Origin of the sequence: Pseudomonas sp. UV AK001 (assembly GCF_046097675.1) — a bacterium.
GTDB classification, from domain to species: Bacteria; Pseudomonadota; Gammaproteobacteria; order Pseudomonadales; family Pseudomonadaceae; genus Aquipseudomonas; species Aquipseudomonas kribbensis.
Genome location: NZ_JBJUVZ010000005.1, coordinates 106,990 through 133,662 on the forward strand (window position 1 = coordinate 106,990; position 26,673 = coordinate 133,662).

Annotated in this window: 19 protein-coding genes; 15 read left to right on the top strand and 4 right to left on the bottom strand. The window is 61.5% G+C overall.

The genetic code is table 11. From position 1 onward, the window contains the following. Positions 1-59 precede the first annotated feature (59 nt). From ACKLNA_RS15985 to aceE, 4 genes are all read right to left on the bottom strand, one after another. Entirely contained in the window at positions 60-2,756 is a 2,697-nt protein-coding gene (locus tag ACKLNA_RS15985; protein WP_085711103.1) for a bifunctional diguanylate cyclase/phosphodiesterase, read from the bottom strand. Positions 2,757-2,995: 239 nt separating this feature from the next. Beyond that, positions 2,996-4,393 carry an alkaline phosphatase D family protein gene (locus ACKLNA_RS15990; RefSeq protein ID WP_408986401.1) on the bottom strand — a complete coding sequence of 466 codons (1,398 nt, stop codon included), beginning with the start codon at positions 4,391-4,393 and terminating at the stop codon, positions 2,996-2,998. A gap of 278 nt (positions 4,394-4,671) precedes the next feature. Then, positions 4,672-6,636: a dihydrolipoyllysine-residue acetyltransferase gene (aceF, locus tag ACKLNA_RS15995; RefSeq protein ID WP_408986402.1), complete on the bottom strand. Its 1,965-nt coding sequence runs from the start codon at positions 6,634-6,636 to the stop codon at positions 4,672-4,674. An 11-nt stretch (positions 6,637-6,647) separates the two neighbouring features. Then, complete coding sequence (gene aceE / locus ACKLNA_RS16000) at positions 6,648-9,293, bottom strand: pyruvate dehydrogenase (acetyl-transferring), homodimeric type (protein WP_408986403.1); 2,646 nt, start codon at positions 9,291-9,293, stop codon at positions 6,648-6,650. 262 nt (positions 9,294-9,555) lie between these two features. On the opposite strand from aceE, the gene ACKLNA_RS16005 reads away from it, so the two are divergent. The 15 genes from ACKLNA_RS16005 to ACKLNA_RS16075 all read left to right on the top strand — a co-directional run bounded on the left by ACKLNA_RS16005 (position 9,556) and on the right by ACKLNA_RS16075 (position 26,671). After that, positions 9,556-9,681 (top strand): hypothetical protein, encoded by a 126-nt coding sequence (locus tag ACKLNA_RS16005; protein WP_256579510.1) that lies wholly within the window; start codon positions 9,556-9,558, stop codon positions 9,679-9,681. Next, the gene (gene glnE / locus ACKLNA_RS16010) at positions 9,678-12,620 is read left to right on the top strand and encodes a bifunctional [glutamate--ammonia ligase]-adenylyl-L-tyrosine phosphorylase/[glutamate--ammonia-ligase] adenylyltransferase (RefSeq protein WP_408986404.1); all 2,943 of its coding nucleotides are present in this window, start codon (positions 9,678-9,680) and stop codon (positions 12,618-12,620) included. The genes ACKLNA_RS16005 and glnE overlap by 4 nt, the downstream gene beginning before the upstream one ends. Positions 12,621-12,671: 51 nt before the next feature. Then, positions 12,672-13,706, top strand: a complete 1,035-nt coding sequence (gene waaF / locus ACKLNA_RS16015; RefSeq protein WP_408986405.1) for a lipopolysaccharide heptosyltransferase II — start codon at positions 12,672-12,674, stop codon at positions 13,704-13,706. Between the two features lies 1 nt (position 13,707). Further along, a complete protein-coding gene (gene waaC, locus ACKLNA_RS16020; protein ID WP_408986406.1) occupies positions 13,708-14,769 on the top strand; it encodes a lipopolysaccharide heptosyltransferase I in 1,062 nt (353 codons plus the stop codon). Continuing rightward, positions 14,769-15,890, top strand: a complete 1,122-nt coding sequence (locus tag ACKLNA_RS16025) for a glycosyltransferase family 4 protein (protein WP_114881172.1) — start codon at positions 14,769-14,771, stop codon at positions 15,888-15,890. Before waaC ends, ACKLNA_RS16025 begins: the two co-directional genes overlap by 1 nt. Continuing rightward, positions 15,891-16,697, top strand: coding sequence for a lipopolysaccharide core heptose(I) kinase RfaP (gene rfaP / locus ACKLNA_RS16030; RefSeq protein ID WP_408986407.1), 807 nt, complete (start codon positions 15,891-15,893; stop codon positions 16,695-16,697). It begins immediately after the preceding gene. Continuing rightward, complete coding sequence (locus tag ACKLNA_RS16035) at positions 16,697-17,431, top strand: lipopolysaccharide kinase InaA family protein (RefSeq protein WP_408986408.1); 735 nt, start codon at positions 16,697-16,699, stop codon at positions 17,429-17,431. The genes rfaP and ACKLNA_RS16035 overlap by 1 nt, the downstream gene beginning before the upstream one ends. Next, on the top strand, positions 17,428-18,180 hold the full coding sequence (locus tag ACKLNA_RS16040) for a lipopolysaccharide kinase InaA family protein (protein WP_408986409.1): 753 nt from the start codon (positions 17,428-17,430) through the stop codon (positions 18,178-18,180). Before ACKLNA_RS16035 ends, ACKLNA_RS16040 begins: the two co-directional genes overlap by 4 nt. Continuing rightward, the gene (locus ACKLNA_RS16045; protein WP_408986410.1) at positions 18,180-19,631 is read left to right on the top strand and encodes a lipopolysaccharide kinase InaA family protein; all 1,452 of its coding nucleotides are present in this window, start codon (positions 18,180-18,182) and stop codon (positions 19,629-19,631) included. The genes ACKLNA_RS16040 and ACKLNA_RS16045 overlap by 1 nt, the downstream gene beginning before the upstream one ends. Positions 19,632-19,790: 159 nt before the next feature. Continuing rightward, positions 19,791-20,126: a YceK/YidQ family lipoprotein gene (locus ACKLNA_RS16050; protein WP_248743109.1), complete on the top strand. Its 336-nt coding sequence runs from the start codon at positions 19,791-19,793 to the stop codon at positions 20,124-20,126. A 172-nt stretch (positions 20,127-20,298) separates the two neighbouring features. Then, complete coding sequence (locus ACKLNA_RS16055; protein ID WP_007952261.1) at positions 20,299-22,056, top strand: carbamoyltransferase; 1,758 nt, start codon at positions 20,299-20,301, stop codon at positions 22,054-22,056. After that, positions 22,040-23,170, top strand: coding sequence for a glycosyltransferase (locus ACKLNA_RS16060; RefSeq protein WP_408986411.1), 1,131 nt, complete (start codon positions 22,040-22,042; stop codon positions 23,168-23,170). The genes ACKLNA_RS16055 and ACKLNA_RS16060 overlap by 17 nt, the downstream gene beginning before the upstream one ends. After that, on the top strand, positions 23,170-24,066 hold the full coding sequence (locus tag ACKLNA_RS16065) for an antimicrobial resistance protein Mig-14 (RefSeq protein ID WP_408986412.1): 897 nt from the start codon (positions 23,170-23,172) through the stop codon (positions 24,064-24,066). The genes ACKLNA_RS16060 and ACKLNA_RS16065 overlap by 1 nt, the downstream gene beginning before the upstream one ends. Before the next feature lie 8 nt (positions 24,067-24,074). Beyond that, positions 24,075-25,520, top strand: coding sequence for a PIG-L deacetylase family protein (locus ACKLNA_RS16070; protein ID WP_408986413.1), 1,446 nt, complete (start codon positions 24,075-24,077; stop codon positions 25,518-25,520). After that, entirely contained in the window at positions 25,517-26,671 is a 1,155-nt protein-coding gene (locus ACKLNA_RS16075) for a glycosyltransferase (RefSeq protein WP_408986414.1), read from the top strand. Before ACKLNA_RS16070 ends, ACKLNA_RS16075 begins: the two co-directional genes overlap by 4 nt. Positions 26,672-26,673: the final 2 nt, after the last annotated feature.

The following is a 26,673-nucleotide window of genomic DNA, read 5'->3' on the forward strand; positions in this document are numbered from 1 at the left end:
GTGTGCCCAATGATGCCAAGTTAATCACCAGGCAAAGTGTGCGGATAGTGTCCGGTGGGTTACAGGCAGAGCGGGCCGCGCGGGTAGCGCTTGAGCGCCTGGATCAGCTCGCCGCCCGGAATCGGCCGGTCGAACAGGTAGCCCTGGCCGACGTCGCAGCGGTGCCGGCGCAGGAATGCCAGCTGCTCGGCGGTCTCGATGCCTTCGGCCACGACCTTGAGTTTCAGGTTGTGGGCCATGGCGATCACGGCGGAGGTGATTTCCATGTCGTCCTGGTTGTCCGGGATTTCATGGATGAAGCTGCGATCGATCTTGATGATGTCGATCGGGAATTTCTTCAGGTAGCTGAGCGACGAGTAGCCGGTGCCGAAGTCGTCCATGGCCAGGGTCAGGCCCAGGCGCTTGAGCTGGTCGAGCTGCAAGTGGGTGTCTTCGGTGGCTTCCAGCAGCAGGCCTTCGGTCAGTTCCAGCTCCAGCAGATTGGCCGGCAGGGCTTCTTCCTTGAGGATGTTGGCGATCGAGGCCACCAGGTCCGGGTCGGAGAACTGCTTGGGTGACAGGTTGATCGCCACTTGCAGGTTGCCCATGCCGGCGGCGGTCAGCGCTTTGCTCATGCGGCAGGCCTGGCGGGCGATCCACTTGCCGATCGGAATGATCAGGCCGGTTTCTTCGGCGACGCTGATGAACTGGTCCGGGCGGATCATGCCGCGTTCCGGGTGATTCCAGCGCAGCAGCGCTTCCATGCCCAGCAACCGACCGCTGCGCAGGCACAGTTTGGGCTGGTAGAACACGTCCAGCTCGTTCTGGGTCAGGGCGCGACGCAGGTTGTTCTCGACGAACAGCTTGTAACTGGCCTCGGCGTTCAGCGCTTCGGTGAACACCTGCACCTGATGTTTGCCGTTGGCCTTGGCCTTGTGCAGGGCGAGGCCGGCGTTACGCATCAGGGTCTGCGGGTCGCGGCCGTGCAGCGGCGCGCAGGCCAGACCCACGGAGCCGGTGACGCTGATCAGCTGGTTGTCGACGAACATCGGTTTGTCGAGGGTCATCAGCAGCTGGCTGGCGATCTGTTGGCCGGCTTCGAGGTCAGTGTTGTCGAGCAGCACTGCGAATTCGTTACTGGCGAACCGCGCCAGGCTACCGCTCGGGCTCAGGCTGTTGCGCAGGCGCCGGGCCAGGCTGATCAGCAACTTGTCGCCGGTCTGGTGGCCGAGGCTGTCGTTGATCCGCTTGAAGTTGTCGATGTCCACCAGCAGCAGGCTGATCGGGGTATCGCTGTCTCGGGCGAAGCGTTCATCCAGATTGCGGATAAATGCAGGCCGGTTACCGAGGTTGGTCAGGTTGTCGGTGTAGGCCAGGCGCTCGATGCGCTGCTGCGCCAGTTTGGTCTGGGTAATGTCTTCGTAGATGCCGATGTAATGCGTCAGCTCACGGTTGTCGCCATAGACCTTGGAAATCGACAACTGGCCCCAGTAGGGTTCGAGGTTCTTGCGGCGGCTCTTGAATTCGCCCTGCCAGCTGTTGCTCTTGGCCAGCGCCGAGGGGGCGTCGAACAGCAGCTCGCTGAGGTTTTCCAGGGCCGGCAACTCCGACAGGCGCTGGCCGTGGACTTCCTCGGTGGTGTACTGGGTGATTGCGGTGAAGCTCGGATTGACGTACTCGACCACGCCATCGCAATTGACCAGCAAAAAGGCGTTGGCGCTTTGCTCGACCGCACGCTGGAACAGATGCAGGGCACTGGTGGCGGTACGGCGGTTGTGGTTGTTGATGACCTGGGCGAACTGGTCGGCCAGTTCACCGGCAAAGGCGATTTCGTCGGACTGCCAGGCGCGGGTGACGCCGGTCTGCTCCAGGCACAGCACGCCGACCACCTGGCCGTCGACGCGGATGCTGGCGTCGAGCATGGCGTTGACGTCACGGGGGCGCAGGGCTTCGGCCATTTCCCGGGTACGCGGGTCGCGCATCGCGTTGTGCGCGTCGATGGCGCGGCTGCCGTGCAGCGCCTCCATGTAATCGGGAAAGCCGCTGACGTCGATCACGTCCGGCAGGATGTATTCCTGGGTGGCGCGGTGGTAGGCCGAGATCGGCACCAGTTTCTGGCCTTCGAGGTTCCACAGGCTGGCGCAGTCGATTTCGTAGATATCGCAGGCGCAGCGGGTGATCAGCTCGGCGGCTTCCTGCAGGGAGTTCTGGCTGCTGTAGCGCTGGCGGGCCAGCAACAGGATCAGATCCTGCTGGGCGCGCACCCGCTCCAGATGTTGCAGCTGTTCCTGCTGGGCGCGCTGGTTGAGTTCAAGGGCGATCTGCAGACGAGAGTTCTGGGTTTCCAGGTCCACGGACGGCAGCGTTGGTGCCTCGTCGAATACATCGTCGACCGCCAGCAGGTAGCCGCGCAGCAAATGACGGTTGTGCTGTTTGTAGGCTTCGCCGAGTTCAAGAATGCTCAGGGCGCCGGCGGCGGTGTGCAGGGTGTAGCGCACCAGATAATGCGGGCTCTGGCCGAGTTGCTGCTGGATCGCGTCGTGCAGTTGATAGCGCGCTTCGGGCTCCATCAGGCTGGCGTAGGGCGAACCGACCAGGGCGCAGAGTTCGACGGCCGGCTGGCCAAACTGGCGTTCGCAGTTGGGATCGAGAAACAGCATCGCCCAACTGGCTTCATTCAGGCGCTCGAAACGCAGCATGCCGAGCCGCGAGGGCACAGGCAACTGCGTCACTACCTCGGCCGCCATACGGCTGGCGGCATCGGGTTGGCTCTTCATGAAGGGAACTCGCTTGGAAATTTGCTGAACGCGCCGGGCTCTCGCCCTCTTTACTGTTGCCTGCGGCAAGGTTGCATCATTGCGGCACCGACTGACAAGAGACATGAAGGCCAAGTGCTATAAGAATATGTCGGCTGCGGCGGGCATTTCTCCAGCGGGAGGCGGAAAGTAATGCGTGATCGCAGGGAAAGTACCGTTCCAGAGCCATCGGGCAGCCGGAACGGTCGTGCCGCTGAATTTTATCTCAACGGAATATCGATGGATTGCAGGTGTCTGCCATCACGGTCGTGATAGTTGACCTGGATCCGCCCGGTCTCAACCACCATGTGCGCGAAGTTGTCCGCGCTGACGACCTGGCTGGAGAGCTCATGTCGGTATTCGCCGCCTGCGGTGCGGGCCAGAGGCTGATCCAGGATGAATGTGGAGGCCTTGGCATATGGCAGCAATTTGCTGTTGCACAGAGGGGAGGAGACGATGGTGTGCACTTCGAAATCGGCGTCTTCAGTGTGCGTGAGGCGTGAGGTCAGAGAACCATGGACATCGCCGCTGATGAAGATGACATTCCTGATCCGGTGGCTGCGAATGACTTCCAGCAGACGCAGCCTTTGCTCGGGGAAGGCTTTCCAGGCGTCGTCACCGTGAGCCTTGCGATCGGGATAGAACATGACGCTGGTGACCACGAACTTGACCCGCGCCGGACTTTCGATCAGCCACTTGCACAATGCCTGCTCCTGTTCTTCATCGAGAATGCGCCGGTCAGTCGATGACAAGTTGCGGCGAGTTCGGCTGTCGGTCACAAACCATTCGATATCACCGTCGCTGAACTGATACCAGTAATGATCAAGGGATGAGCGCTTGACTTGTCCGTTAGTGTCCAGTGGATGTACGGGGCTGTGGCTGGCTTGATATAACTCGTAGGCTGCCATTGCGTTGCGATATAACTCATGGTCGTTTTTTCCGGCATTGGCTGGCCAGTTGTCTTCAATCTCATGATCATCGAGGATCATGTAGGTGGATAGTCCGGACATCAAGCGCTGTATGTTTGGCTGAGAAAACGCCGCACGATACTTCTTCAAAATGTCCTGGTATTCGCGATCGGGCGCAATGATATTCAAATCATCGACATAGATCTGGTCTCCGGTCATCAGTGCTGCACTGACCGGAGGCTGGCTGCCTTCTATCAATTGGTTGATAGAGGCGAAAATCCGGTCGCCCGATTGGGGGGAAGAGGGTTTGCCGGCGGTCATTCGCAGGTAGCGGCAGGAGCCGACGATGTAGGCCCGGTCTTGCGTTGCCTCGCTTGAGCGGGTGCGCAGACGGTAGACCTCTCGTGGCCATTGCAGTGGCAGTTCAGCGACGCTTTCTACGGTATGTGCCGGGCTCATCGGGCTGAACCACCCGATCTGGTATTCGTATTCGGTATCGGCGCACAAGTTGTTTATTGCGAATACGGTGGACATGTCGTGCAAGACACTTAAAGTCGCAAAGGTGCTTTTTATCCATTGTTCTTTTCCAGACTTTCGGTAACGAATGCCTGCAAAGACTCTGGTGTTTTCCTGCTGCTCGCCACGCATGAATATGCGTGCGTGATTAGTTGTTGTATGTCCGATGATAGGGCCGACAGTGGGTTTTAGCATGTTCGAATCCATTCGAGTTATTTGGAAGTAGTGTTCGAGAGCGGTAAAGTTGTTTAGTTAACTTTGTTGGGGGAGGTTAGTTGTCTTGCGATAAAAAATATCGATAGGAATTCGACTGGGCTCGTGGCTTATGTCAGCGCAAGTTGTGGGAAAAGTGCGGGCGACAGTTATTTCAGGCAAAAAAAAGCCCCGCCAAACTGACGGGGTTGAGGTACGAGCGTGTGGCGCTCGAAAACGTGGAACGCAGTCGGCCCTCCGTTGCCGGAGGGCCGAGCGCTTTACAGCAGGATGGTGCGGATGTCCGCCAGCAGATCGCCCAGACGCTTGGTGAAGCGTGCAGCAGCGGCGCCGTTGATCACGCGGTGATCGTAGGACAGCGACAGTGGCAGCATCAGTTTCGGCTGGAAGGCTTTGCCGTCCCAGACTGGCTGGATGGTTGCCTTGGAAACACCGAGGATCGCCACTTCCGGCGCGTTGACGATCGGCGTGAAGCCGGTGCCGCCAATGTGGCCGAGGCTGGAAATGGTGAAGCAGGCACCTTGCATCTCGTCCGACGAGAGCTTCTTGGTCCGGGCTTTTTCAGCCAGGGAAGCGGCCTCGGCGGCCAGTTGCAGCAGGCTCTTCTGGTCGACGTTCTTGATGACCGGTACCAGCAGGCCATCCGGGGTGTCGACGGCGAAGCCGATGTTCACGTATTTCTTGCGGATGATCGCCTTGCCGCTTGGGGCCAGCGAGCTGTTGAAGTCCGGCAGTTCCTTGAGCAGGTGTGCGCAGGACTTGAGCAGCAGCGGCAGGATGGTCAGCTTGACGCCGGCCTTCTCTGCGACAGCTTTCTGTGCGTTGCGGAACGCTTCCAGCTCGGTGATATCCGCCGAGTCGAATTGCGTCACGTGCGGCACGTTCAGCCAGCTGCGGTGCAGGTTGGCGGCGCCGACCTGCATCAGGCGGGTCATCGGCACTTCTTCGATTTCGCCGAAGCGGCTGAAGTCGACGACCGGAATCGGCGGGATGCCCGCGCCACCGGTTGCGCCAGCAGCAGCGGCCGGTGCTTCCTTGGCCTTCTGCATCATGGCTTTGACGTAAGTCTGCACGTCTTCTTTCAGGATGCGACCGTGTGGACCGCTGGCGCCGACGGCGCTCAGCTCGACGCCGAATTCACGAGCCAGTTGACGCACGGCAGGGCCGGCGTGAACTTTCGCACCAGGCTTGGCTGGAGCGGCAACCGGAGCGGCAGCAGCAGGTGCAGCGGCCGCCGGAGCAGCAGCGGCTGGCACCGGAGCGCTCGGAGCAGCAGCGGCAGCTGGAGCCGGGGCAGCAGCCGGAGCGGCGCCTTTGACTTTCAGCTTGAGGATCAGATCGCCAGTGCCGACTTCGTCGTCCAGTTTGATGGAAACGCTTTCCACCACGCCAGCGGCAGGCGACGGGATTTCCATGCTTGCCTTGTCGGATTCCAGAGTGATCAGCGACTGGTCGGCTTCAACGCTGTCGCCAGCCTTGACCAACACTTCGATGATCTTGGCCTTGCCGGCCGAGCCGATGTCCGGAACGTGGATGTCCTGAACGCTGTCGGCAACCGGTGCAGCAGGCGCGGCGGCCGGAGCCGGCGCAGCGGCAGCGGCTGGAGCAGCAGCCTGGGCCGGAGCGGCAGCAGCAGGGGCCGCAGCACCCGCCACTTCCAGATCCAGGATCAGGTCGCCGGTGCCGACTTCGTCGTTCAACTTGACGCTGATGGCCTTGACCACGCCAGCGGCAGGCGACGGGATTTCCATGCTCGCCTTGTCGGATTCCAGGGTGATCAGCGACTGATCAGCCTCGACCTTGTCGCCGACCTTGACCTGGATCTCGATGATCTGGGCCTTGCCCGACGAACCGATGTCCGGCACGTGCACTTGTTGAACCGAAGCGGCAGCCGGAGCTGCGGCTGGCGCAGCTGCTGCAGGAGCGGCAGCCGGTGCAGCTTCAGCCTTGGCGGCAGGAGCAGCAGCCGGAGCAGGGGCCGCTTGCGCGGCGCCCTCGACTTCCAGCTCCAGCAGTTCGTCACCTTCTTTCAGGCGATCGCCCAGCTTCACTTTCAGGCTCTTGATGACGCCGGCCTTCGGGGCCGGCACTTCCATGCTTGCCTTGTCCGATTCCAGGGTCAGGATGCTCTGGTCGGCTTCGATACGGTCGCCGACCTTCACAAACAGTTCGATTACTTCACCTTCACCGCTGCCGATGTCAGGTACGCGAATGAGTTCGCTCACAGAGTTTCTCCTCAGCAGTCCAGTGGGTTGCGTTTTTCCGGGTCGATGCCGAACCTGGTAATGGCCTCGGCCACGACTTTAGGTTCGATATCGCCACGGTCAGCCAGTGCTTCCAGGGCTGCCAACACCACGAAATGACGGTCGACTTCGAAGAAATGACGCAGTTTCTTGCGGCTGTCGCTGCGGCCGAAACCGTCGGTGCCCAAGACTTTGAATTCCTTGGACGGTACCCACTGACGGATCTGCTCGGCGAACAGTTTCATGTAGTCGGTAGAGGCGATGACCGGACCTTTACGGCCGCTCAGGCACTCTTCAACGTAGCTGCGCTTAGGCTTCTGGCCAGGTTTCAGACGGTTGCTGCGCTCTACGGCCAGGCCGTCGCGACGCAGTTCGTTGAAGCTGGTGACGCTCCACACATCGGCGCCGATGTTGAACTCTTCACGCAGGATCTTCGCCGCTTCACGGACTTCACGCAGGATGGTGCCGGAGCCCATCAGCTGGACGTGGTGCGCCGCATCGCGGGTGTCTTCTTCGAGCAGGTACATGCCTTTCTTGATGCCTTCTTCGGCACCGGCCGGCATGGCTGGCTGCTGGTACGACTCGTTCATCACGGTGATGTAATAGAAGATGTCCTGTTGCTCTTCGGTCATCTTCTTCATGCCGTCCTGAATGATCACCGCCAGCTCGTAGCCGTAGGTCGGATCGTAGGTGCGGCAGTTCGGGATGGTGGCAGCCAGCAGGTGGCTGTGACCGTCTTCGTGCTGCAGGCCTTCACCGTTCAGGGTCGTACGGCCGGCGGTGCCGCCGATCAGGAAGCCACGGGTGCGGCTGTCGCCGGCAGCCCAGGCCAGGTCGCCGATACGCTGGAAGCCGAACATCGAGTAGAAGATGTAGAACGGCAGCATTGGCTGGTTGTGGCTGGAGTACGAAGTACCGGCGGCGATGAAGGAACTCATGGCGCCTGCTTCGTTGATGCCTTCTTCAAGGATCTGACCTTTCTGGTCTTCCTTGTAGAACATCACCTGGTCTTTATCGACTGGCTCGTAGAGCTGGCCGACGGACGAGTAGATGCCCAGCTGACGGAACATGCCTTCCATACCGAAGGTACGGGCTTCGTCCGGGATGATCGGAACGATGCGCGGGCCGATTTCCTTGTCCTTGACCAGTTGCGCGAGGATCCGCACGAAAGCCATGGTGGTGGAAATTTCACGGTCGCCGGAACCGTCGAGGATCGCCTTGAGGGTGTCCAGATTCGGAGTCGGTACGCTGAAGCTCTGTGCACGACGCTGAGGCACGAAACCGCCCAGTGCGGCGCGGCGCTCGGCCAGGTAACGGGCTTCGGCGCTGTTTGGCTCAGGCTTGAAGAACGGCAGGTTTTCCAGCTCTTCGTCTTTCACCGGGATGTCGAAGCGGTCGCGGAACAGCTTCAGGCTGTCGACATCGACTTTCTTGGTGTTGTGCGCAGTGTTCTTCGCTTCGCCCGCACCGGTACCGTAACCCTTGATGGTCTTGGCCAGGATGACGGTCGGCTGTTCCTTGTGGTTGACCGCTTCGTGGTACGCCGCGTAGACCTTGTACGGGTCGTGGCCGCCACGGTTGAGCTTCCAGATCTCGTCGTCGGACAGGTCGGCAACCATCGCCTTGAGTTCTGGCGTGTTGAAGAAGTGTTCACGCACGAACGCGCCGTCTTTGGCCTTGTAGTTCTGGTATTCGCCGTCGATGACTTCGTCCATGCGACGTTGCAGGATGCCGTCGACGTCCTTGGCCAGCAACGGGTCCCAGAAACGGCCCCAGATGACTTTGGTCACGTTCCACTGAGCACCGCGGAACACGCCTTCGAGTTCCTGGATGATCTTGCCGTTGCCGCGAACCGGGCCGTCGAGGCGCTGCAGGTTGCAGTTGATGACGAAGATCAGGTTGTCCAGCTTCTCGCGGCCGGCCAGGGAGATGGCGCCCAGGGATTCCGGCTCGTCGCACTCGCCGTCGCCCAGGAAGCACCAGACTTTCTGTTTGCCCGGCTGGATGAAACCGCGGTGTTCCAGGTACTTCATGAAGCGCGCCTGGTAGATCGCCTGGATCGGGCCCAGACCCATCGATACGGTCGGGAACTGCCAGAAGTCAGGCATCAGCCAAGGGTGCGGGTAGGACGACAGGCCCTGACCGTCGACTTCCTGACGGAAGTTGTTCATCTGGTCTTCGGAAATGCGGCCTTCCATGAACGCACGGGCGTAGACGCCTGGCGAGGTGTGACCCTGGAAGTAGATCAGGTCGCCGCCGTGTTCGTCGGTCGGGGCCTGGAAGAAGTAGTTGAAACCGATGTCGTACAGGGTCGCGCTGGAGGCGAAGCTGGAGATGTGACCGCCCAGGTCAGAATCTTTCAGGTTCGTACGCATTACCATGGCCATCGCGTTCCAGCGTACCAGCGAGCGAATGCGGCGTTCCATGAACAGGTCGCCAGGCATGCGTGCTTCGTGGGTAACAGGGATGGTGTTGCGGTAAGGCGTGGTGATGGCGTAAGGCAGTTGCGAGCCGCTGCGGGTCGCGAGTTCGCCCATACGGGTCATCAGATAGTGAGCACGGTCTTCGCCTTCTTTGTCGAGAACCGATTCCAGGGCGTCCAGCCATTCCTGGGTTTCGACGGGATCGAGGTCTTGCATGGCTTGCTCCAGGGCGGAAAGGCTTCCAGAATCGGTTGCCTGAGTTTGCGACTGGCCTTGTGGGCAGACGATTTAAAATTCTTGGATTGCCGACAGGTTGTTCCGGCGGCGTGTAGTTTTACTACAAATCATCCGGCATTTCAGCCTTTCGAATGTATAGACGAGTAGTAAAACTACAGATGAAAGGCTTGTGGCCTCCGACTGCGTTGTGAGAATAATCGTTAAGGTTGGTCTTTAGCCATCCGAAAAAGGTGAAAGTTTGATGTTGGCTGCCAAAGAAAAAGAAATTTCAGCTATTTCTCACTTTTGTTCGACAGTCCTTCGCGTAGCGGTTTTTCAATTATCACTACAAGCGGCCATTTACACGCCGATCAAGGATAGACCATGACCCTGCCCGCGCTTGCCGAACTGCCCGCCATTCTCCTGCCGTTGGTCAGCCGATCCGAGCAGTCGTTCCGTACGGCCGTCGCCGGATTGACCGAAGGCGATCACGGCTTCTCCACCTGGACTCCGGAGCGCTGGGCGCAGTTCGCCCGCGTCACTGGCGCCAGCGATTTCGTGATTGAACAGAGTGTTCGTGACCCTTTGATGTTGCTGTCGCTGGTGCAGTCCGGCGAACTCGACCGGCCGTTCGCCCCCGGCGAGTTGTGCGGGCAGATCGCCGCTGCGGTGAACGCTGCACAAACAGAAGACGAACTGGGCCGCGTCCTGCGTCGTCAGCGTGCCCGGCATCAGGTGCGGATCATCTGGCGCGACCTGACCCGTCAGGCCGATCTGGTGCAGACCTGCCGCGATCTTTCCGACATGGCCGACGCCAGCATCGACCAGGCCTATCAATGGCTGTACAGCCGCCATTGCCAGCAATTCGGCACGCCCACCGGCCGGCGCAGCGGCGATCCGCAGCAAATGGTCATCCTCGGCATGGGCAAGCTCGGCGCGGTCGAGCTGAACCTGTCTTCGGACATCGACCTGATCTTCGCCTACCCCGAGGGCGGCGAAACCGTCGGCGTGAAGCGCGCGCTGGATAACCAGGAATTTTTCATCCGCCTCGGCCAGCGCCTGATCAAGGCCCTCGACCCGATGACCGTCGACGGCTTCGTGTTCCGCGTCGACATGCGCCTGCGCCCGTATGGTTCGTCCGGCGCGCTGGTGCTGAGCTTCAATGCGCTGGAGCAGTATTACCAGGATCAGGGCCGCGACTGGGAACGCTACGCGATGATCAAGGCGCGGGTCGTCGCGGGCGATCAGGTGGCGGGCGCGCAGTTGCTCGACATGCTGCGACCGTTCGTTTACCGGCGCTATCTGGACTTCTCGGCGATCGAAGCGCTGCGCACCATGAAGCAGCTGATTCAGCAGGAAGTCCGGCGCAAGGGCATGGCCGACAACATCAAGCTGGGCTCCGGCGGCATTCGCGAAGTCGAGTTCATCGCCCAGGCCTTTCAGTTGATCCACGGTGGTCGTGATCTGAGCCTGCAACAACGTCCTCTATTAAAGGTGCTGGGCACGCTGGAAGGGCAGGGTTACCTGCCGCCGGCGGTGATCAGCGAGTTGCGCGAAGGTTACGAATTCCTGCGTTACACCGAACACGCGATCCAGGCGCTTGCCGACCGTCAGACCCAGATGCTGCCGGACACTGCACAGGATCAGGCGCGCATCGCCTTCATGCTCGGTTTCGCCGATTGGGACGCCTTCCATGAAAAGCTGATGTTCTGGCGTGGCCGGGTGGCCTGGCACTTTGCGCAAGTGATCGCCGATCCCGATGAAGAAGAGGGCGCCGATTGCGAAGTGGTGGTCGGCGGTGAATGGCTGCCGCTGTGGGAAGAGGCGCAGGACGAAGAAGCCGCCTGCCGGCAACTGGAAGAGGGCGGTTTCGCCGACGCCACCAAAGCCTTGAAAGCGCTGGCCGGTCTGCGCAGCAGTCCTCAACTGCGGGCGATGCAGCGTCTGGGGCGCGAACGCCTCGACGCCTTTATTCCACGTCTGCTCGCCCAGGCGGTGGAGCATGACAACCCTGACTTGGTGCTAGAACGAGTTCTGCCACTGGTCGAAGCGGTGGCCCGGCGCTCGGCTTATTTAGTCTTGCTGACGGAAAACCCGGGCGCGTTGCGGCGCTTGCTGACCCTGTGCGCCGCCAGCCCGTGGATCGCCGAGCAGATCACCCGTTTCCCGCTGCTGCTCGATGAATTGCTCAACGAAGGCCGCCTGTTCAAGCCGCCCTTGGCGCCGGAACTGGCAGCCGAGCTGCGCGAGCGCCTGACCCGGATCCCGGAAGATGACCTCGAGCAACAGATGGAAGCCTTGCGCCATTTCAAACTGGCGCACCGCTTGCGCGTCGCCGCGTCGGAAATCGCCGGCAGCCTGCCGTTGATGAAAGTGAGTGATTACCTGACCTGGCTCGCCGAAGCGATTCTCGAGCAAGTGCTGGCCCTGGCCTGGCGTCAGACCGTGGCCAAGTACGGCACGCCGCTGCGCACCGACGGCACGTTGTGCGATCCCGGCTTCATCATTGTCGGTTATGGGAAAGTCGGCGGGATCGAGTTGGGGCATGGTTCGGACCTGGATCTGGTGTTTATCCACGACGGCGACCCCCAGGCGGAAACCGACGGGGCGAAACCGATTGATGGCGCGCAGTTCTTTACCCGGCTCGGTCAGCGGATCATTCACTTGCTGACGGCGCAGACCAACTCCGGGCAGCTGTATGAAGTGGACATGCGTCTGCGACCGTCCGGTGCGTCGGGGCTGTTGGTCAGTTCGTTGGGGGCATTTGCCCGCTATCAAGAAAATGAAGCCTGGACGTGGGAGCATCAGGCTCTGGTGCGGGCGCGGGTGCTGGTGGGCAGTCAGGATGTCGGCCAGGCATTCGAGAAAGTACGGGCCCAGGTATTGGGCAAGGTGCGGGATCTGGCGAAGCTGCAACAGGAAGTGAGCGAGATGCGCGCGAAGATGCGCGATAACCTCGGCAGCAAGAGCACCGCCGCCGGTACCGGGGCGAATGCCTTCGACGCCGCGGCGCCGTTCGACCTCAAGCAGGACGCCGGAGGTATCGTCGATATTGAATTTATGGTGCAATACGCGGCCCTGGCGTGGTCGCAAAGCCACCCGCCGCTGCTGCGCTGGACGGACAATATCCGCATTCTGGAAGAGCTGGAACACGAAGGGCTGATGCCCGTCGAAGACGCCAGCCTGTTGCGCGAGGCCTACAAGGCCTATCGTTCCGCCGCCCACCGGCAGGCCCTGCAGAAGGACGCCGGCGTGATACCGGGCGACCAGTTCGCGGACGAACGGCGGCAGGTGATGCGGATCTGGCGAGAGCTGGGGCTAAGCTGATTCTCGAGACGGGGAGGCGTAAGGCCTCCCCGGTTCGTTTATGGAAACCACATGAATATTCTGATCGTTGGGCCCAGTTGGGTCGGTGACATGGTGATGGCGCAGACACTGTTTCAGTGTCTCAAACAGCGCCACCCGCAGTGCGAAATCGACGTGCTGGCCCCCGAGTGGAGCCGGCCGATCCTCGAGCGCATGCCCGAAGTGCGCAAGGCCTTGAGCTTCCCGCTCGGCCACGGCGCGCTGGAGCTGGCGACCCGTCGGCGGATCGGCAAATCCCTGGCCGGCCAGTACGACCAGGCGATCCTGCTGCCGAACTCGCTCAAATCCGCGCTGGTGCCGTTCTTCGCCGGCATCCCGAAACGCACCGGCTGGCGCGGCGAATTTCGCTACGGCCTGCTCAATGACGTGCGCACGCTGGATAAAGAACGTTATCCGCTGATGATCGAGCGTTTCATGGCGCTGGCCTACGAGCCGAACGCCGAGCTGCCGAAACCCTATCCGCGCCCGACCCTGCAGATCGACCCGGTCACCCGCGAGGCGGCGCTGGCCAAGTTCGGCCTGACCCTCGATCGCCCGGTGCTGGTGTTGTGCCCCGGTGCCGAATTCGGTGAAGCCAAACGCTGGCCGTCCGAGCATTACGCCAAGGTTGCCGAAGCGCGGATTCGCGAAGGCTGGCAGGTCTGGCTGTTCGGCTCGAAAAACGATCACTCGGTGGGCGAAGACATCCGCGCGCGCCTGATTCCGGGCTTGCGCGAAGAGTCCGTGAACCTCAGCGGCGGCACTTCGCTGGCCGAGGCCATCGACCTGATGTCCTGCGCAGATTCTGTGGTCTCCAACGATTCCGGTCTGATGCACGTTGCTGCAGCGCTGAACCGTCCGTTGGTGGCGGTCTACGGTTCGACTTCGCCGGGCTTCACCCCGCCGCTGGCCGAGCATGTGGAAATTGTGCGCCTGGGCCTCGATTGCAGCCCTTGCTTTGATCGCACCTGCCGTTTCGGCCATTACAACTGCCTGCGCCAGCTGATGCCGGACGCGGTCAACGATGCCTTGCAGCGTTTGCAGGGTTCCGTGGTCGAGGTTCATTAAGTTGCGGGTATTGCTGATCAAGACTTCATCGCTGGGCGACGTGATTCACGCGTTGCCGGCGCTGACCGACGCCGCCCGGGCCATTCCCGGGATCAAATTCGACTGGGTGGTGGAAGAAGGCTTCGCCGAGATCCCGACCTGGCACCCGGCCGTGGGCAAGGTCATTCCCGTGGCGATCCGCCGCTGGCGCAAGAGTCTCTGGAAAACCATCACCAGCGGCGAGTGGAAACGCTTCAAGCAATCCGTTCGGGCGAACAAATATGACCTGGTGATCGACGCTCAAGGCCTGCTGAAAAGCGCCTGGCTGACCCGCTATGTCAAAGCGCCGGTGGCCGGCCTCGACAAGGGCTCGGCCCGGGAGCCGATCGCCGCGCGTTTTTATGACCGCAAACTGGCGGTGGCCCGTGGTCAGCACGCTGTCGAGCGTGTGCGTCAGTTGTTCGCTATCGCCTTGGGTTACGACTTGCCCAAAGGCCTGGGCGATTACGGCCTCAACGTCGAGCGTCTGGTCGAACTGCCGCGCAAGAATGCCTACGTGGTGTTCCTGCATGGCACCACCTGGGACACCAAGCACTGGCCGGAAAGCTATTGGCGTGAGCTGACCGAGCGGGTCGGCTACCTCGGCGTCGGGATCAGGCTGCCGTGGGGCAACCCGCAAGAGAAGGCCCGGGCCGAGCGCATCGCTGCCGGTTTCAAGCACGCCGAAGTCCTGCCGAAGCTGAACCTGGCCGGGGTCGGCAAGGTGCTGGCCGGCGCCCAGGCCTGCGTTGCGGTGGACACCGGTCTCGGCCATCTCGCTGCGGCACTGGACGTGCCGACGATTTCGCTGTTCGGCCCGACCAATCCGGGCCTGACCGGCGCCTACGGCAAGCTACAGATTCACCTCGGCAGCGACTTCCCGTGCGCGCCTTGCCTGCAAAAGAAATGTACGTATCAACCGACCGCGCAGGATGCCCGTCAGTTTGACCTGAAACGCGAGTTGCCTCTGTGCTTCACGCGTCTGAATCCCGAGCGTGTCGCCAGCCGACTGAGCACGTTGTTGATGGCTGAGGAGCTGCGTTGATGCAATTGGCATTTGTCCTTTACAAGTATTTCCCGTTCGGTGGTTTGCAGCGCGACTTCATGCGCATCGCCCTCGAATGCCAGAAGCGTGGCCACCAGATCCGCGTCTACACCCTGATCTGGGAAGGCGACGTGCCGCCCGGGTTCGAAGTGCTGGTGGCGCCGGTCAAGGCGTTCTTCAATCACCGCCGCAATGAAAAGCTCAGCGCATGGATGGAAGCGGACCTGGCCAAGCGCCCGGTGGACCGCCTGATTGGCTTCAACAAGATGCCGGGGCTGGACGTCTATTACGCCGCCGACGGCTGCTTCGAAGACAAGGCGCAGAACCTGCGCCATTCGCTGTATCGCCGCTGGGGCCGCTATCGCCACTTCGCCGAGTACGAGCGCGCGGTGTTCGCCAAAGACGCGAAGACCGAAGTGCTGATGATTTCCGAAGTGCAGCAGCCGCTGTTCATCAAGCACTACGACACGCCGCTGGAGCGCTTCCACCTGCTGCCGCCGGGCATCGCCCAGGATCGTCGCCGTCCGAAGGATGCCGACGAGATTCGCGCCGGTTTCCGCGCCGAATTCAACCTCAAGGACGACGAACTGCTGCTGGTGCAGATCGGCTCCGGGTTCAAGACCAAAGGCGTCGATCGCAGCCTGAAAGCGCTGGCCGCATTGCCCGCCGAACTGAAGAAACGTACCCGGCTGTTTGTAATCGGCCAGGATGACCCCAAATTGTTCCAGATGCAGAGTGCAACTTTGGGTCTGGGCGACAACGTGACGTTCCTCAAGGGGCGCAGCGATATTCCGCGCTTCCTGCTCGGTGCCGATCTGTTGATCCACCCGGCGTACAACGAAAACACCGGTACGGTGCTGCTTGAAGCGCTGGTCGCCGGGTTGCCGGTGCTGGTCAGCGCGGTCTGCGGTTATGCCCATTACATTGCCGAGGCCGACGCCGGGCGAGTGCTGGACGAACCGTTCGATCAGGCGCAACTGACGCAATACCTGACCGACATGTTGAACGACGACGCTGCACGGGCGGCCTGGAGCCGCAACGGTCTGGCCTTCGCCGAGACGGCCGACCTCTACAGCATGCCGCAGCACGCGGCCGATGTGATTCTGGCGGAGCACGCATAAATGAAGTTGATGCTGGCTGAACCGTTCAAGAGCCTCTGGGCCGGCCGCGATGCGTTCGCGGAAGTCGAGGGCTTGCAGGGCGAGGTGTACCGCGAGCTGGAAGCCCGCCGGACTTTGCGCACGGAAGTCGACGGCAACGGATTTTTCGTCAAGATCCACCGTGGCATCGGCTGGGGCGAGATTTTCAAGAACCTGCTGACCGCCAAGCTGCCGGTGCTCGGCGCGGGCCAGGAGTGGAAGGCCATCCAGCGTTTGCAGGAAGTCGGCGTGCCGACCATGACCGCCGTTGCGTACGGCGAGAAGGGCAGCAACCCGGCGGATCAGCATTCGTTCATCGTCACCGAAGAGCTGGCGCCGACCATCAGTCTCGAAGACTTCAGCATCGATTGGGTCAAGCAGTCGCCGCAGCCGAAACTCAAGCGGGCGCTGATTGCCGAGGTCGCACGCATGACCGGCATGATGCACCGTGCCGGGGTCAATCACCGCGACTGCTACATCTGCCATTTCCTGCTGCACACCGACAAGCCGGTGACCCCGGAAGATTTCAAACTCTCGGTGATCGACCTGCACCGCGCCCAGACCCGTCCGGCGATCACCCGGCGCTGGCGCGACAAGGACCTGGCGGCGCTGTACTTTTCCGCGCTGGACATCGGTCTGACCCGTCGCGACAAGCTGCGCTTCCTCAAAGGCTACTTCCAGCAACCGCTGCGCCAGATCCTGGCTGAAGAAGCGTCGTTGCTGAGCTGGCTCGAAGGCAAGGCCAACAAGCTCTACGCGCGCAAGCTGCGATACGGGGATGCGCTCTGATGGCGGGTTGGAACCTTGAACCCGGATACAGCGACCTCGCAGCGGATTTTGGCAGTCTTGAAGCGGTATTCGCGCTGGAAGGCGAGCGCCTGACCCGCGATCCGCTGTCCGAAGTCATCCGTGTGCAGCGCAACGGCGTCAACTATTACGTCAAACGCTACTCCGGCGCCGGCAAGGGCTTGCGCCGCTATCTCGGCAAGCCGCGGGTAAAGATGGAGTGGCAGAACCTCAAGCGTTTCGCCAAGTGGGGCATTCCCACTGCCGAAGTGGTGGCCTGGGGCCTGGAGCGCAACGGCATGGCCTACGATCGCGGGGCGATGATTACCCGTGAGCTGCCGCGTACCGAGGACCTCTCGGCGCTGGCCGAGCGCAACGATCCCAAGCTGCGCAATCACAGCTGGGTCGACGGCATCAGCCGGCAACTGGCCGTCTATACCCGGACGATGCACGATCATCGCTTTACCCATAACGATCTGAAATGGCGCAACCTGCTGATCGACGATCAGGCCCAGCTGTTTCTCATCGATTGCCCGAACGGCGATTTCTGGCGCGGTTTCTGGCTCAAGTACCGGATCACCAAGGATCTGGCCTGTCTCGACAAGGTCGCCAAATATCACCTGTCGAACACCCAGCGCCTGCGCTTCTACCTGCAATACCGCCAGCGTGACCGGCTCAATGCCGCCGACAAAAAACGGATTCATCATGTGGTGAGATTTTTCGAGGGACGCGAATGACCGATTTTCTCGCCGCTGAAGACCGTGCGCTGCTGGAGCGCCACGGTCTCGGCACGTTCGACGCGCTGTGGGCCAAGCAGCTCGAAGCGGTGGATGAGCCGAACACCGACGGTGGCGGCTGGAGCAGTGTGTTTCGCCTCGAACTCGAAGGTCACGGCTATTACCTCAAGCGTCAGAGCAACTACCTGACCCGCACCTTGCATGCGCCGTTCGGCGAGCCGACGTTCGCCCGGGAATTTCGCAATATCAGCCGTTATAACCAGCTCGGTATTCCGGCATTGCAGGCGGCGTTTTTCGGTCAGCGCAAAGTCAACGGCGAAGTGCGCGCGATCCTGCTGACCCGCGCCCTCGACGGTTGGGATGATCTGGATTCGCTGTTGCAGTGCTGGTCGGATCTTGATGCATCGCAGCAGTCGGCGATTCTCAAGGCCTGCGGTCAACTGGCGCGGTTGCTGCACGGTGTGCGTCAGGTGCATGGCTGCTTCTATCCGAAGCATATTTTTATGCGGGCCGAAGGCGCCGGTTATCAGGCGCAACTGATCGATCTGGAAAAGACTCGCCCTCTGCTGTTCGGTCAGCGGGATCGGGTCAAGGACCTGGAGCCGCTGCTGCGTCGTGCTCCGGAATGGAGCGATGCCCAGTTGCGCGAGTTGCTGGCGGCGTATCTCGATCAGTCGGTCGACAGTTCGCTGGTCGACAGCTGGGTTACGCGGCTGACCGCGCGGCGCAGTCGCAAGGAGACCCGCTGATGCAGCTGTCCGACCTGAAAAACGCCGGACGCACGCCGAGCCTGCCGCTGACGGTTTCGCTGGCCGATGCGGCCGGGCCGGCCGATCTGCAATTGCTCAGCCTGTTGCGGGTGTTGCCGGGGCAGCGTTATGTCGGTGCCGGTGTGTGGCGCGGGCGTCCGGTGCTCGCCAAGTTGCTGGTCGGCAGCAAGGCGGCGCGGCATTTTCAGCGTGAGCTGGAGGGCGTGAAGCTGCTCGCCGCCCAGGGCATGACCACGCCGTTGCTGCTGGCTGACGGCCTGAAGGACGGCGAGGGTGGCTGGCTGCTGTTCGAATTCCTCGAAGGCGCCGAAAGCCTGGGCGATGCCTGGAACAAGGTCGAATCCTTGCCGGTGCTGGCGGATGAGCAATCGGCAGTGCTGGCCGAAGCGCTCGGCGCCATCGCTCAGTTGCACGGCAAAGGCCTGTGGCAGGAAGACCTGCACCTGGACAACCTGCTGCGCCACGGCGGTCAGTTGTACCTGATCGATGGCGCTGGCATCTGTGCGGAAAACGCTGGTCAGCCATTGTCCCGGCAGAAAGTGCTGGAAAACCTCGGGGTGTTTTTCGCCCAGTTGCCCAAGTCGCTGGAGCCTTTCACCGAAGAATTGCTCGTTTATTACCTGTTGAGCAACAGCGAGCACGCACTGCCGCTGGAAGCCTTGCAGAAGCAGATCGACAAGGTGCGCGCCTGGCGCTTGAAGGACTTTCTGATCAAGGTCGGTCGTGAATGCACGTTGTTCAGCGTGCGACGCGGGGCTTTTGGCCTGCGCTCGATCCGTCGCGAGGAAGAGCCCGCGATGCTACCGGTGCTGGAACAGGCCGATGCCTTGCTCGATCGGGGTCACCTGTACAAGACCGGTGGCGCGGCCAGCGTCGGCAAGGTCGAAGTGGCCGGGCGGCCGCTGGTGATCAAACGCTACAACATCAAGAATTTTGCCCATTGGCTCAAGCGCTTCTGGCGCCCGAGCCGTGCCTGGCACTCCTGGCGCGAGGGCAATCGCCTGGCGTTCCTCGGTATCGCCACGCCCAAACCGCTGGCGGTGCTGGAAACCCGGTTTTTCTGGCTGCGCAGTAAGGCGTACCTGATCACCGAATACCTGGCCGGGCCGGACATCATCGAGCGTTTTGCGCCGTATGTTGAAAGCGGTGAAGCGCCGGAAGCCGAGTTGCAGGCACTGGATCAGCTGTTCGCGCGGTTGATTGCCGAGCGCATCAGTCATGGCGACTTCAAGGGCCACAACCTGTTCTGGCATGAGGATCGCTGGGCGTTGATCGACCTGGATTCGATGTGTCAGCACAGCTCGGCGGGCAGCTTTGCTCCGGCCTATGCCCGAGATCGCGCGCGGTTCATGCGCAACTGGCCCGAGAGCAGTGCGCTGTATCAGGTGATTGATCAGCGTTTGCCCAAGGATGCATCGGCTGCTGTGTGATTTCTTTCGCAAGCCGGTAAGACGTTTCCGCAATAAAAATCGGGTAAGGCATGTGGTGACAGATCCTTGTGACTTGTCCTACGGCCTTCCCGGAACCCATGAACTGCCCCCCGCAAAGCCCCGATGCTAGTTTGCCCCGACGTTCCCGGAGGGCAAACCTTGACCATCAAAACGGCTTTCACCATTGGCGCATTTTCTCTGGCCCTGTCCGGCTGTGGCACCGCCGTCACCGTGTTGCAGGACGACGAAGACGCCACGCGCGGCCTGCGCAAGCAAAAGACCTACTGCCAGTCCATTCCGCGCATTTACAGCGGTCTTGCTCACGACTTCTGCCTGCTGCACGCGCCGCCTGATCCCACCGGCATTCTGGTGCCGGTCGTCCTGCTCGACCTGACCCTGTCCGGCGTCTTCGACACGGCTTTCCTGCCTTACACGATCTATCGCCAGGCAGTGGACGGGAATATCAGTGTTTATTGGCGGCCAGGTCGTGGATAGGCCGATGGACAAGGGTTCTGCGGGGTGAACGACATGGGGCAATTCGCACAGGGTCATTCCCGCCACGTTTACGCTATAATCCCGCCCTTTAGCTGTCTCTCGCCCGGTGCGAGGGCACATCATTTTTCAAGGCGCATCGCGCCTGAATGCAGACTAAAGAGGCTAGACCCCTGTGGCATTGACGATTCTTGGCCTGTCCGGCGCCCTTAGCCATGATCCTTCAGCAGCCTTGTACATCGACGGCAAGCTGGTCGCGGCGGCTGAGGAAGAGCGCTTCGTACGCGATAAACATGCAAAGAACCGCATGCCCTACGAATCGGCGAAGTTCTGCCTGGAGCAGGCCGGCATCAAGCCGTCCGACGTTGACGTGGTGGCGATTCCGTTCGCCCCGATCAGCATTTTCGGCAAGGCCCGCTGGCAGTACGCCAAGCGTTACTGGTACGCCCCGGATCGTGCACTCGACGCGATCCTGATGGGCAACCGTCGCTACAAGCGCTATCGCAACAAGATCGTCTGGTGCCTGGAGCAACTGGGCTTCGATCCGAAGAAAATCAAGATTGAACCGGTTGAACACCACCTGGCCCACGCTTCCAGCGCCTACCACTGCTCGGGCTTCAAAGAGAAAACCGCGATCCTCGGCATCGACGGCAAGGGCGAGTACGCCACGACCTTTTTCGGTTATGGCGAAAACGGCAAGATCCACAAGATCAAGGAATTCTTCGATCCGGACTCCCTCGGCGGCCTGTACGGCGCGATCACCGAGTTCCTCGGTTTCGACATGCTGGACGGTGAGTTCAAGGTCATGGGCATGGCGCCGTACGGCGACGCCAGCAAATACGATTTTTCACGTCTGGCCTCGTTCGAGAACGGCGAGCTGGTGATCAACACCGACTACGCCAACGTGATCGGCCTGCGTCGCTATAAAGAGAAGGGCAAGGGTTACTACTTCTCGCCGAAGCTGATCGAGTGGCTGGGGCCGAAGCGCGAAGGCGACATCGCCGACGAGCCGTACATCCACTACGCCGCCAGCATTCAGGCGCTGTTCGAAAAAATCGCGCTGCAGATGATCGACTACTACCTGGGCGACGTGCTCAAGGAAACCGGCAAACTGGCCTACGCCGGTGGCTGTGCGTTGAACGTCAAGCTCAACCAGAAAATCATCGCCCGCGACGACGTCAAGGAGCTGTTTGTACAGCCTGCCTCCGGCGATGCCGGCACCGCCGTCGGCGCAGCGGCCTATGTGTCGAACGCCCGTGGCGTGCCGGTCGAGAAGATGGAACACGTCTACCTCGGCCCGTCGTACAGCAACGAAGACGTGATCGCCGCGTGCGCCCGTCACGAGAACAAGCCGACCTGGCGCAAGCTCGACAACATGCCGGAGCAGATCGCCAAAATCATGGTCGATGGCAACCCGGTGGCCTGGTTCCAGGGCCGCATGGAGTTCGGTCCACGTGCACTGGGCGGTCGTTCGATCATCGGTTGCCCGAGCGTGGCTGGCGTGGCTGACCGCATCAACCACCAGATCAAGTTCCGCGAGCGCTGGAGGCCTTTCTGCCCGTCGATGCTCGACACCGTTGCGCCACAGATGATCAAGATTGATCACCCGGCGCCGTTCATGACCTTCACCTTCGAAGTGGCGGAAGAGTGGAAGACCCGCGTGCCGGAAGTCGTCCACGAAGACGGCACGTCCCGGGCCCAGGTGCTCAAGCGCGAATACAACCCGCGCTACTACGACATGATGAAGGCGCTGGAAGTGCTGACCGGCAACGGCGTGTCCCTGAACACCTCGCTCAACCGCCGTGGTGAACCGATGATCTGCTCGCCGACCGACGCCCTGAACATGTTCTTCGGCTCGGATCTTCAGTACCTGATCATGGAAGACATCCTGGTGGTCAAAGAAGGCGCAAACGCTTATGACACGCTCGGCTGAACGCCATGTGCTGCAGTTCTGTCACGGCTATGACGGGCCGTTCCTCGACTGCGCGCGGCAGTACGCCAGCCTGTTCGCGGGCACCGGTTATCGGGTCACCACGGTCTTTCTGACCGGGGCGGCCGATAGCGAGGTGGCCGCGGCCTGCGCCTCCGATGAAGTGTTGTTCATGGAATACAGCTCCAAGGCCATTCGTGGCCTGAAGCTGGGCGCCATCGGCGATCTGCGCAAGATCGCCGCTTCACGCAATTTCAGTTTCTGCATTGCCCATCGCTTCAAGCCGATCTACATCGCCTTGCTCGGCACTTCGCTGCCGGTGATTGGCGTGCACCACGCGTTTGGCGATTACAAACGCGGCTCGCGCAAATTGTTTGCGCACATTTTCCGCAAGCGCCTGAGCCTGCTCGGTGTGTCCGACGCGGTGCGCGACGACATGCGCCGCTGCCTGCCGAAATGGCCGGCAACGCGTATCCAGACTCTCTACAACCGCATCGACGTTTCGGCGTTGCAGATGAGTCAGGTGTCCGCCCGTGAAGCCCGCGAGACCCTGGGTCTTGCAGCGGATGCGTTCATTGTCGGCAACGTCGGTCGTCTGCACCCGGACAAGGATCAGGCCACGCTGCTGCACGGTTTTGCCGCGGCATTGCCCGGTCTTCCGCCCAACAGCCAACTGGTGATTCTCGGCAAGGGTCGTCTTGAAGATGAACTCAAGGCGCTGGCCCGCGAACTGGGTGTCGGTGATCGCGTGCTGTTTCTCGGTCAGGTGCCGGACGCGCGCAATTACTTCCGCGCATTCGATGTGTTTGCCTTGAGCTCCGACCACGAACCGTTCGGCATGGTGCTGCTGGAGGCCATGGCCGCCGGCGTGCCGTTGCTGGCCACGGCGTGCGGAGGGGCTAAGGAAGTGGTCGAAGGCGTGGGCATTCTGTTCCCGCTCGGTGATGCCGAGCATCTGGCCCAGGGCCTGAAACATTTGGCCGGCATGGACGAGCAGCAGCGTCGTCAATGCGCCGAGATGATGTTCGATCGCCTGCGCGAGCGCTTCTCCGACCGCGCTGTACGCGACACCTTCTGGCATTTGCCGCAAGTTACCGATCTGGCACCGAGGGGCTGATGCTCAACCGATTTCAAGGCTGGCGCGAACGTGGCTGGTCGCCCGTTGACGCCTCAACTTATGCACAGGCCTGGCAGCGTTTTGGCGGCAGCGTCGCGACACATCCCATGGTTGTCGAGCGTCTGGCGGACCTGGCCGGCATCCCGGTGCGTTATCTGGCGTGGGAGCAGCAGGGCGAAGTCAAAGCGGCGATCCCGACCTGGGGCCGCGATCTGGCCTTGTCCAAGGACGTGCTCAAGCGCAACGGCAAGAAAGGCCTGTTCGATCTCGGCAACGCCGAACTGATCCTGCCGGCCGCCGCCGATGCCCAGGCCCCGCTGCGCCATCGCGGGCGCTACCTGTCGGCGCTCAACGAAAACCGCTTCAGCGGCCTCAAGTTGCAGACCGAACAACTGGCTATGGCCCGCACTCCCGAAGAACTGTCGAAGAAGTTTCGCTACAACCAGCGCCGCGAACTGCGCCTGCTGGAAGAGGCGGGCGGGGTTGTGCGGCCGGTCGCTGAGTTCTCCAGCGCCGAACTGGCCGCGATCTACTGCGACCTGTTCCAGCGCCGCTGGGGTTTTCCGGCCACTGGCGCGGCACGCATGGCCGAGGTCATCGAGCTGCTACGCGAGCTGTTGATCGGCTCGGTGATCTTCCTCAACGATGCACCAATCGCGATTCAACTGGTGTACCGCGTCGAAGCGCCGGAGTGGATCAGCGTCGAATACATCAACGGCGGCGTCGACCCCGAAACCCGCGAATTCAGCCCCGGCAGTGTCTTGAGCTTCCTCAATACGCAATCGGCGTGGGAGCACGCTCGGGCACTCGACAAGCCGCTGCGTTTTTCCTTCGGTCGTGCCGACCGTGAATACAAGGACCGCTGGTGCAATCCTGTGCCGGTCTTCACCGTATGAGTCAGCCCATGAGCCGCAAACAGCAACTGCTCAAGCGTCACCGGCGCAATAAACGGATCAGCCTGCTGATTGCTCTGATCGTGTTGATCGCCCTCGGCGTGCTGGTGGCCTGGTGGGTGCCGCTGGTGCTGGCGGTGATTGGCTGGATCGCTCACGAAGCGTGGTTCGCCGATCACCTGTTCTATTCGCCGAAAGACGATTACCAATACAGCTTTCCGCCGTTCACCCCGCAGCCAAAAGTGCATTTGCACGGTGAGCAATTGCGCCTCGACGAGGGCGTGATGCTGGTGGACGACGCCACGCTGATCCTCGCCGTGCGGGTGAAAAGCACCTGGCTGGGACGCTTCTTTGATCCGCGCGTCGAGCTGGCGGGTGGATCGAATCCGGATGCCCAGACCTTCGAACGAGGCGTCAACGGCCTGCGTTATCTGAACCTCAGCGGTCAGGCGCAAGCCCTGTCGCAAGGCCGGTTGCGTCTGCGCGGGCGCTTTTGCCGGGTGTCCGGTGAGCCCGTGCTGTGGGCGCTGGAACAACCGGACTACCGCCAGCAGCGGGTAATGGTCATCGCCCCACACGCCGACGATGCCGAACTGGCCGCCTACGGTCTGTACAGTCAGGCCAAAGAAGCCTGGATCGTGACCCTGACCGCCGGCGAGATCGAAGCCGAACACTATCAGCGGATGGGCCTGAACAAGGTCGAGGCATCGCGACTCAAGGGACGCTTGCGTGCCTGGGACAGCCTCGCCGTGCCGCGCTGGGCCGGCGTTCCACAGGAAAACTGCGTGCAGCTCGGTTACTTCTGCCTGCAACTGGCGGCGATGAAGGCGACGCCGAGTCAACCGGTGGGCTCGCGGGAAGCCGATCTGAGCGACACGCGAATCTTTCGTCAGTTGAATCCGTTTGCCCTGCCCGGCGATGCCGATGGTGCGCCGACCTGGAACAATCTGCTGGCCGATTTGCGTGACGTCCTGTCCCGTGCCCGTCCGGATGTGATCGTGTTGCCACACCCGACACTTGATCCGCATCCCGACCATATCTGCGCCCAGGAAGCCGTGCTGGAAGCCCTGCACGGTCTCGATTACCAACCGATCCTGCTCGGCTACGCCAACCATTTGCACGACAACGACCGCTGGCCGATGGGCGACAGCGGGCAGGGCATCGCCTTGCCGCCTACGTTCGATGCGACTCTGGCGATGCAGCCGCTATGCATGCCGCTGTCGGTCGAGTTGCAGCGGGACAAGGCCATGGCACTGGGCATGATGCATGACCTGCAACCACCGGCGCCGTTCAAGCGGCGCCTGCGTCGGTTGTTTCAGCGACTGCTGGCCGGTCGGGCGCCATCGGTCTACGGCGAGAACGAATTTTTCCGCAAAGCGGTCAGGCGCCAGGAGCTGTTCTGGGTGCTGAAGCAAAGCGAAACAGGCGCGACGGGATCGCACCGGGGAGAGTCATGAGTCAACGCGCAAAGGTGCTGCAGCTGCAGCCCGACTACAACGTCAAATCCCATGATTTCGCCGACCTCGCCGAACAGATCGTCAAGGCCCTGCCGACGGATCGTTATGAGGTGACGGCGGCTTTTCTGCGTGGCAAGCCCGGGCCGGGTGAAGCCGTCAGCCGGGCCGACCGTTCGGTGTATTTCGAGTTTTCCGACAAGTCCCTCAAGGGCATGCGCCTGCGTGCGATGTGGCAGCTGTACAAGTTCTGCCGGCGGGAAAAGTTCGACGTGGTGATCTGCAACCGCTTCAAACCGGTGAACATGATGCTGACCCTCAACCGCTGGTTGAAAGTGCCGTTGTGCATCGGTATTTCCCACGGTTTCGGCGAGTACGACCGCTTCTATCGCCGTCGTCAGACTCAACGCCTGATCGACCGGCACTGGCGTTTCGTCGGCGTGTCGCCGGCGGTCAAGCAGTACCTGCTGGACTGCGATTGCGGTTTCACTGACCAGAACACTTATGCAATCACCAACGCCATCGACATCGAACAGGCCGAAGGCTTGCAGCACAGCCGCGAGCGTGCCCGCGAGCTGCTGGGCATCGACCCGAAGGTGCGCCTGATCGGGGCGCTTGGGCGGCTGGTGTCGGTCAAGGGCCACACTTATCTGTTGCAGGCTTTCGCCCAACTGAAAGACAAATACCCGAACACCCAACTGGCAATCATCGGTGCCGGACGTCTGCAAGCGCCGCTGGCGGCCGAGATCGAACAGCTCGGCCTGAGCGGTCGTGCCCACCTGCTGGGCTTCAAGGAAAACGCCCTGCAATACGTGCGTGCGTTCGATATCTGGACCATGCCGTCGCTGGCCGAAGGCCTGGGCCTGGCTCTGCTGGAAGGCATGAGCGGGCACTTGCCGGTGATCGCCTCGAACGTACCGGCCATGTTGCCGCTGATCGAAGGGGCCGGTGGCCTGGCGATCACGCCCAAGGATGTGTCGAGCCTGGTCGCGGCGCTGGACACCTACCTCGGGCTGCCGGATGACGAGCTCAAGGCCAAGGGTGAGCAGGCCTATCGTTATTTGCAGGAACAGCACGACATCGAAGTCTTCCGCCAGGAATACCTGACCCTGATCGACTCCGGCCTGGCGCAAGCCCGCAAGGAGCAGCCATGAGC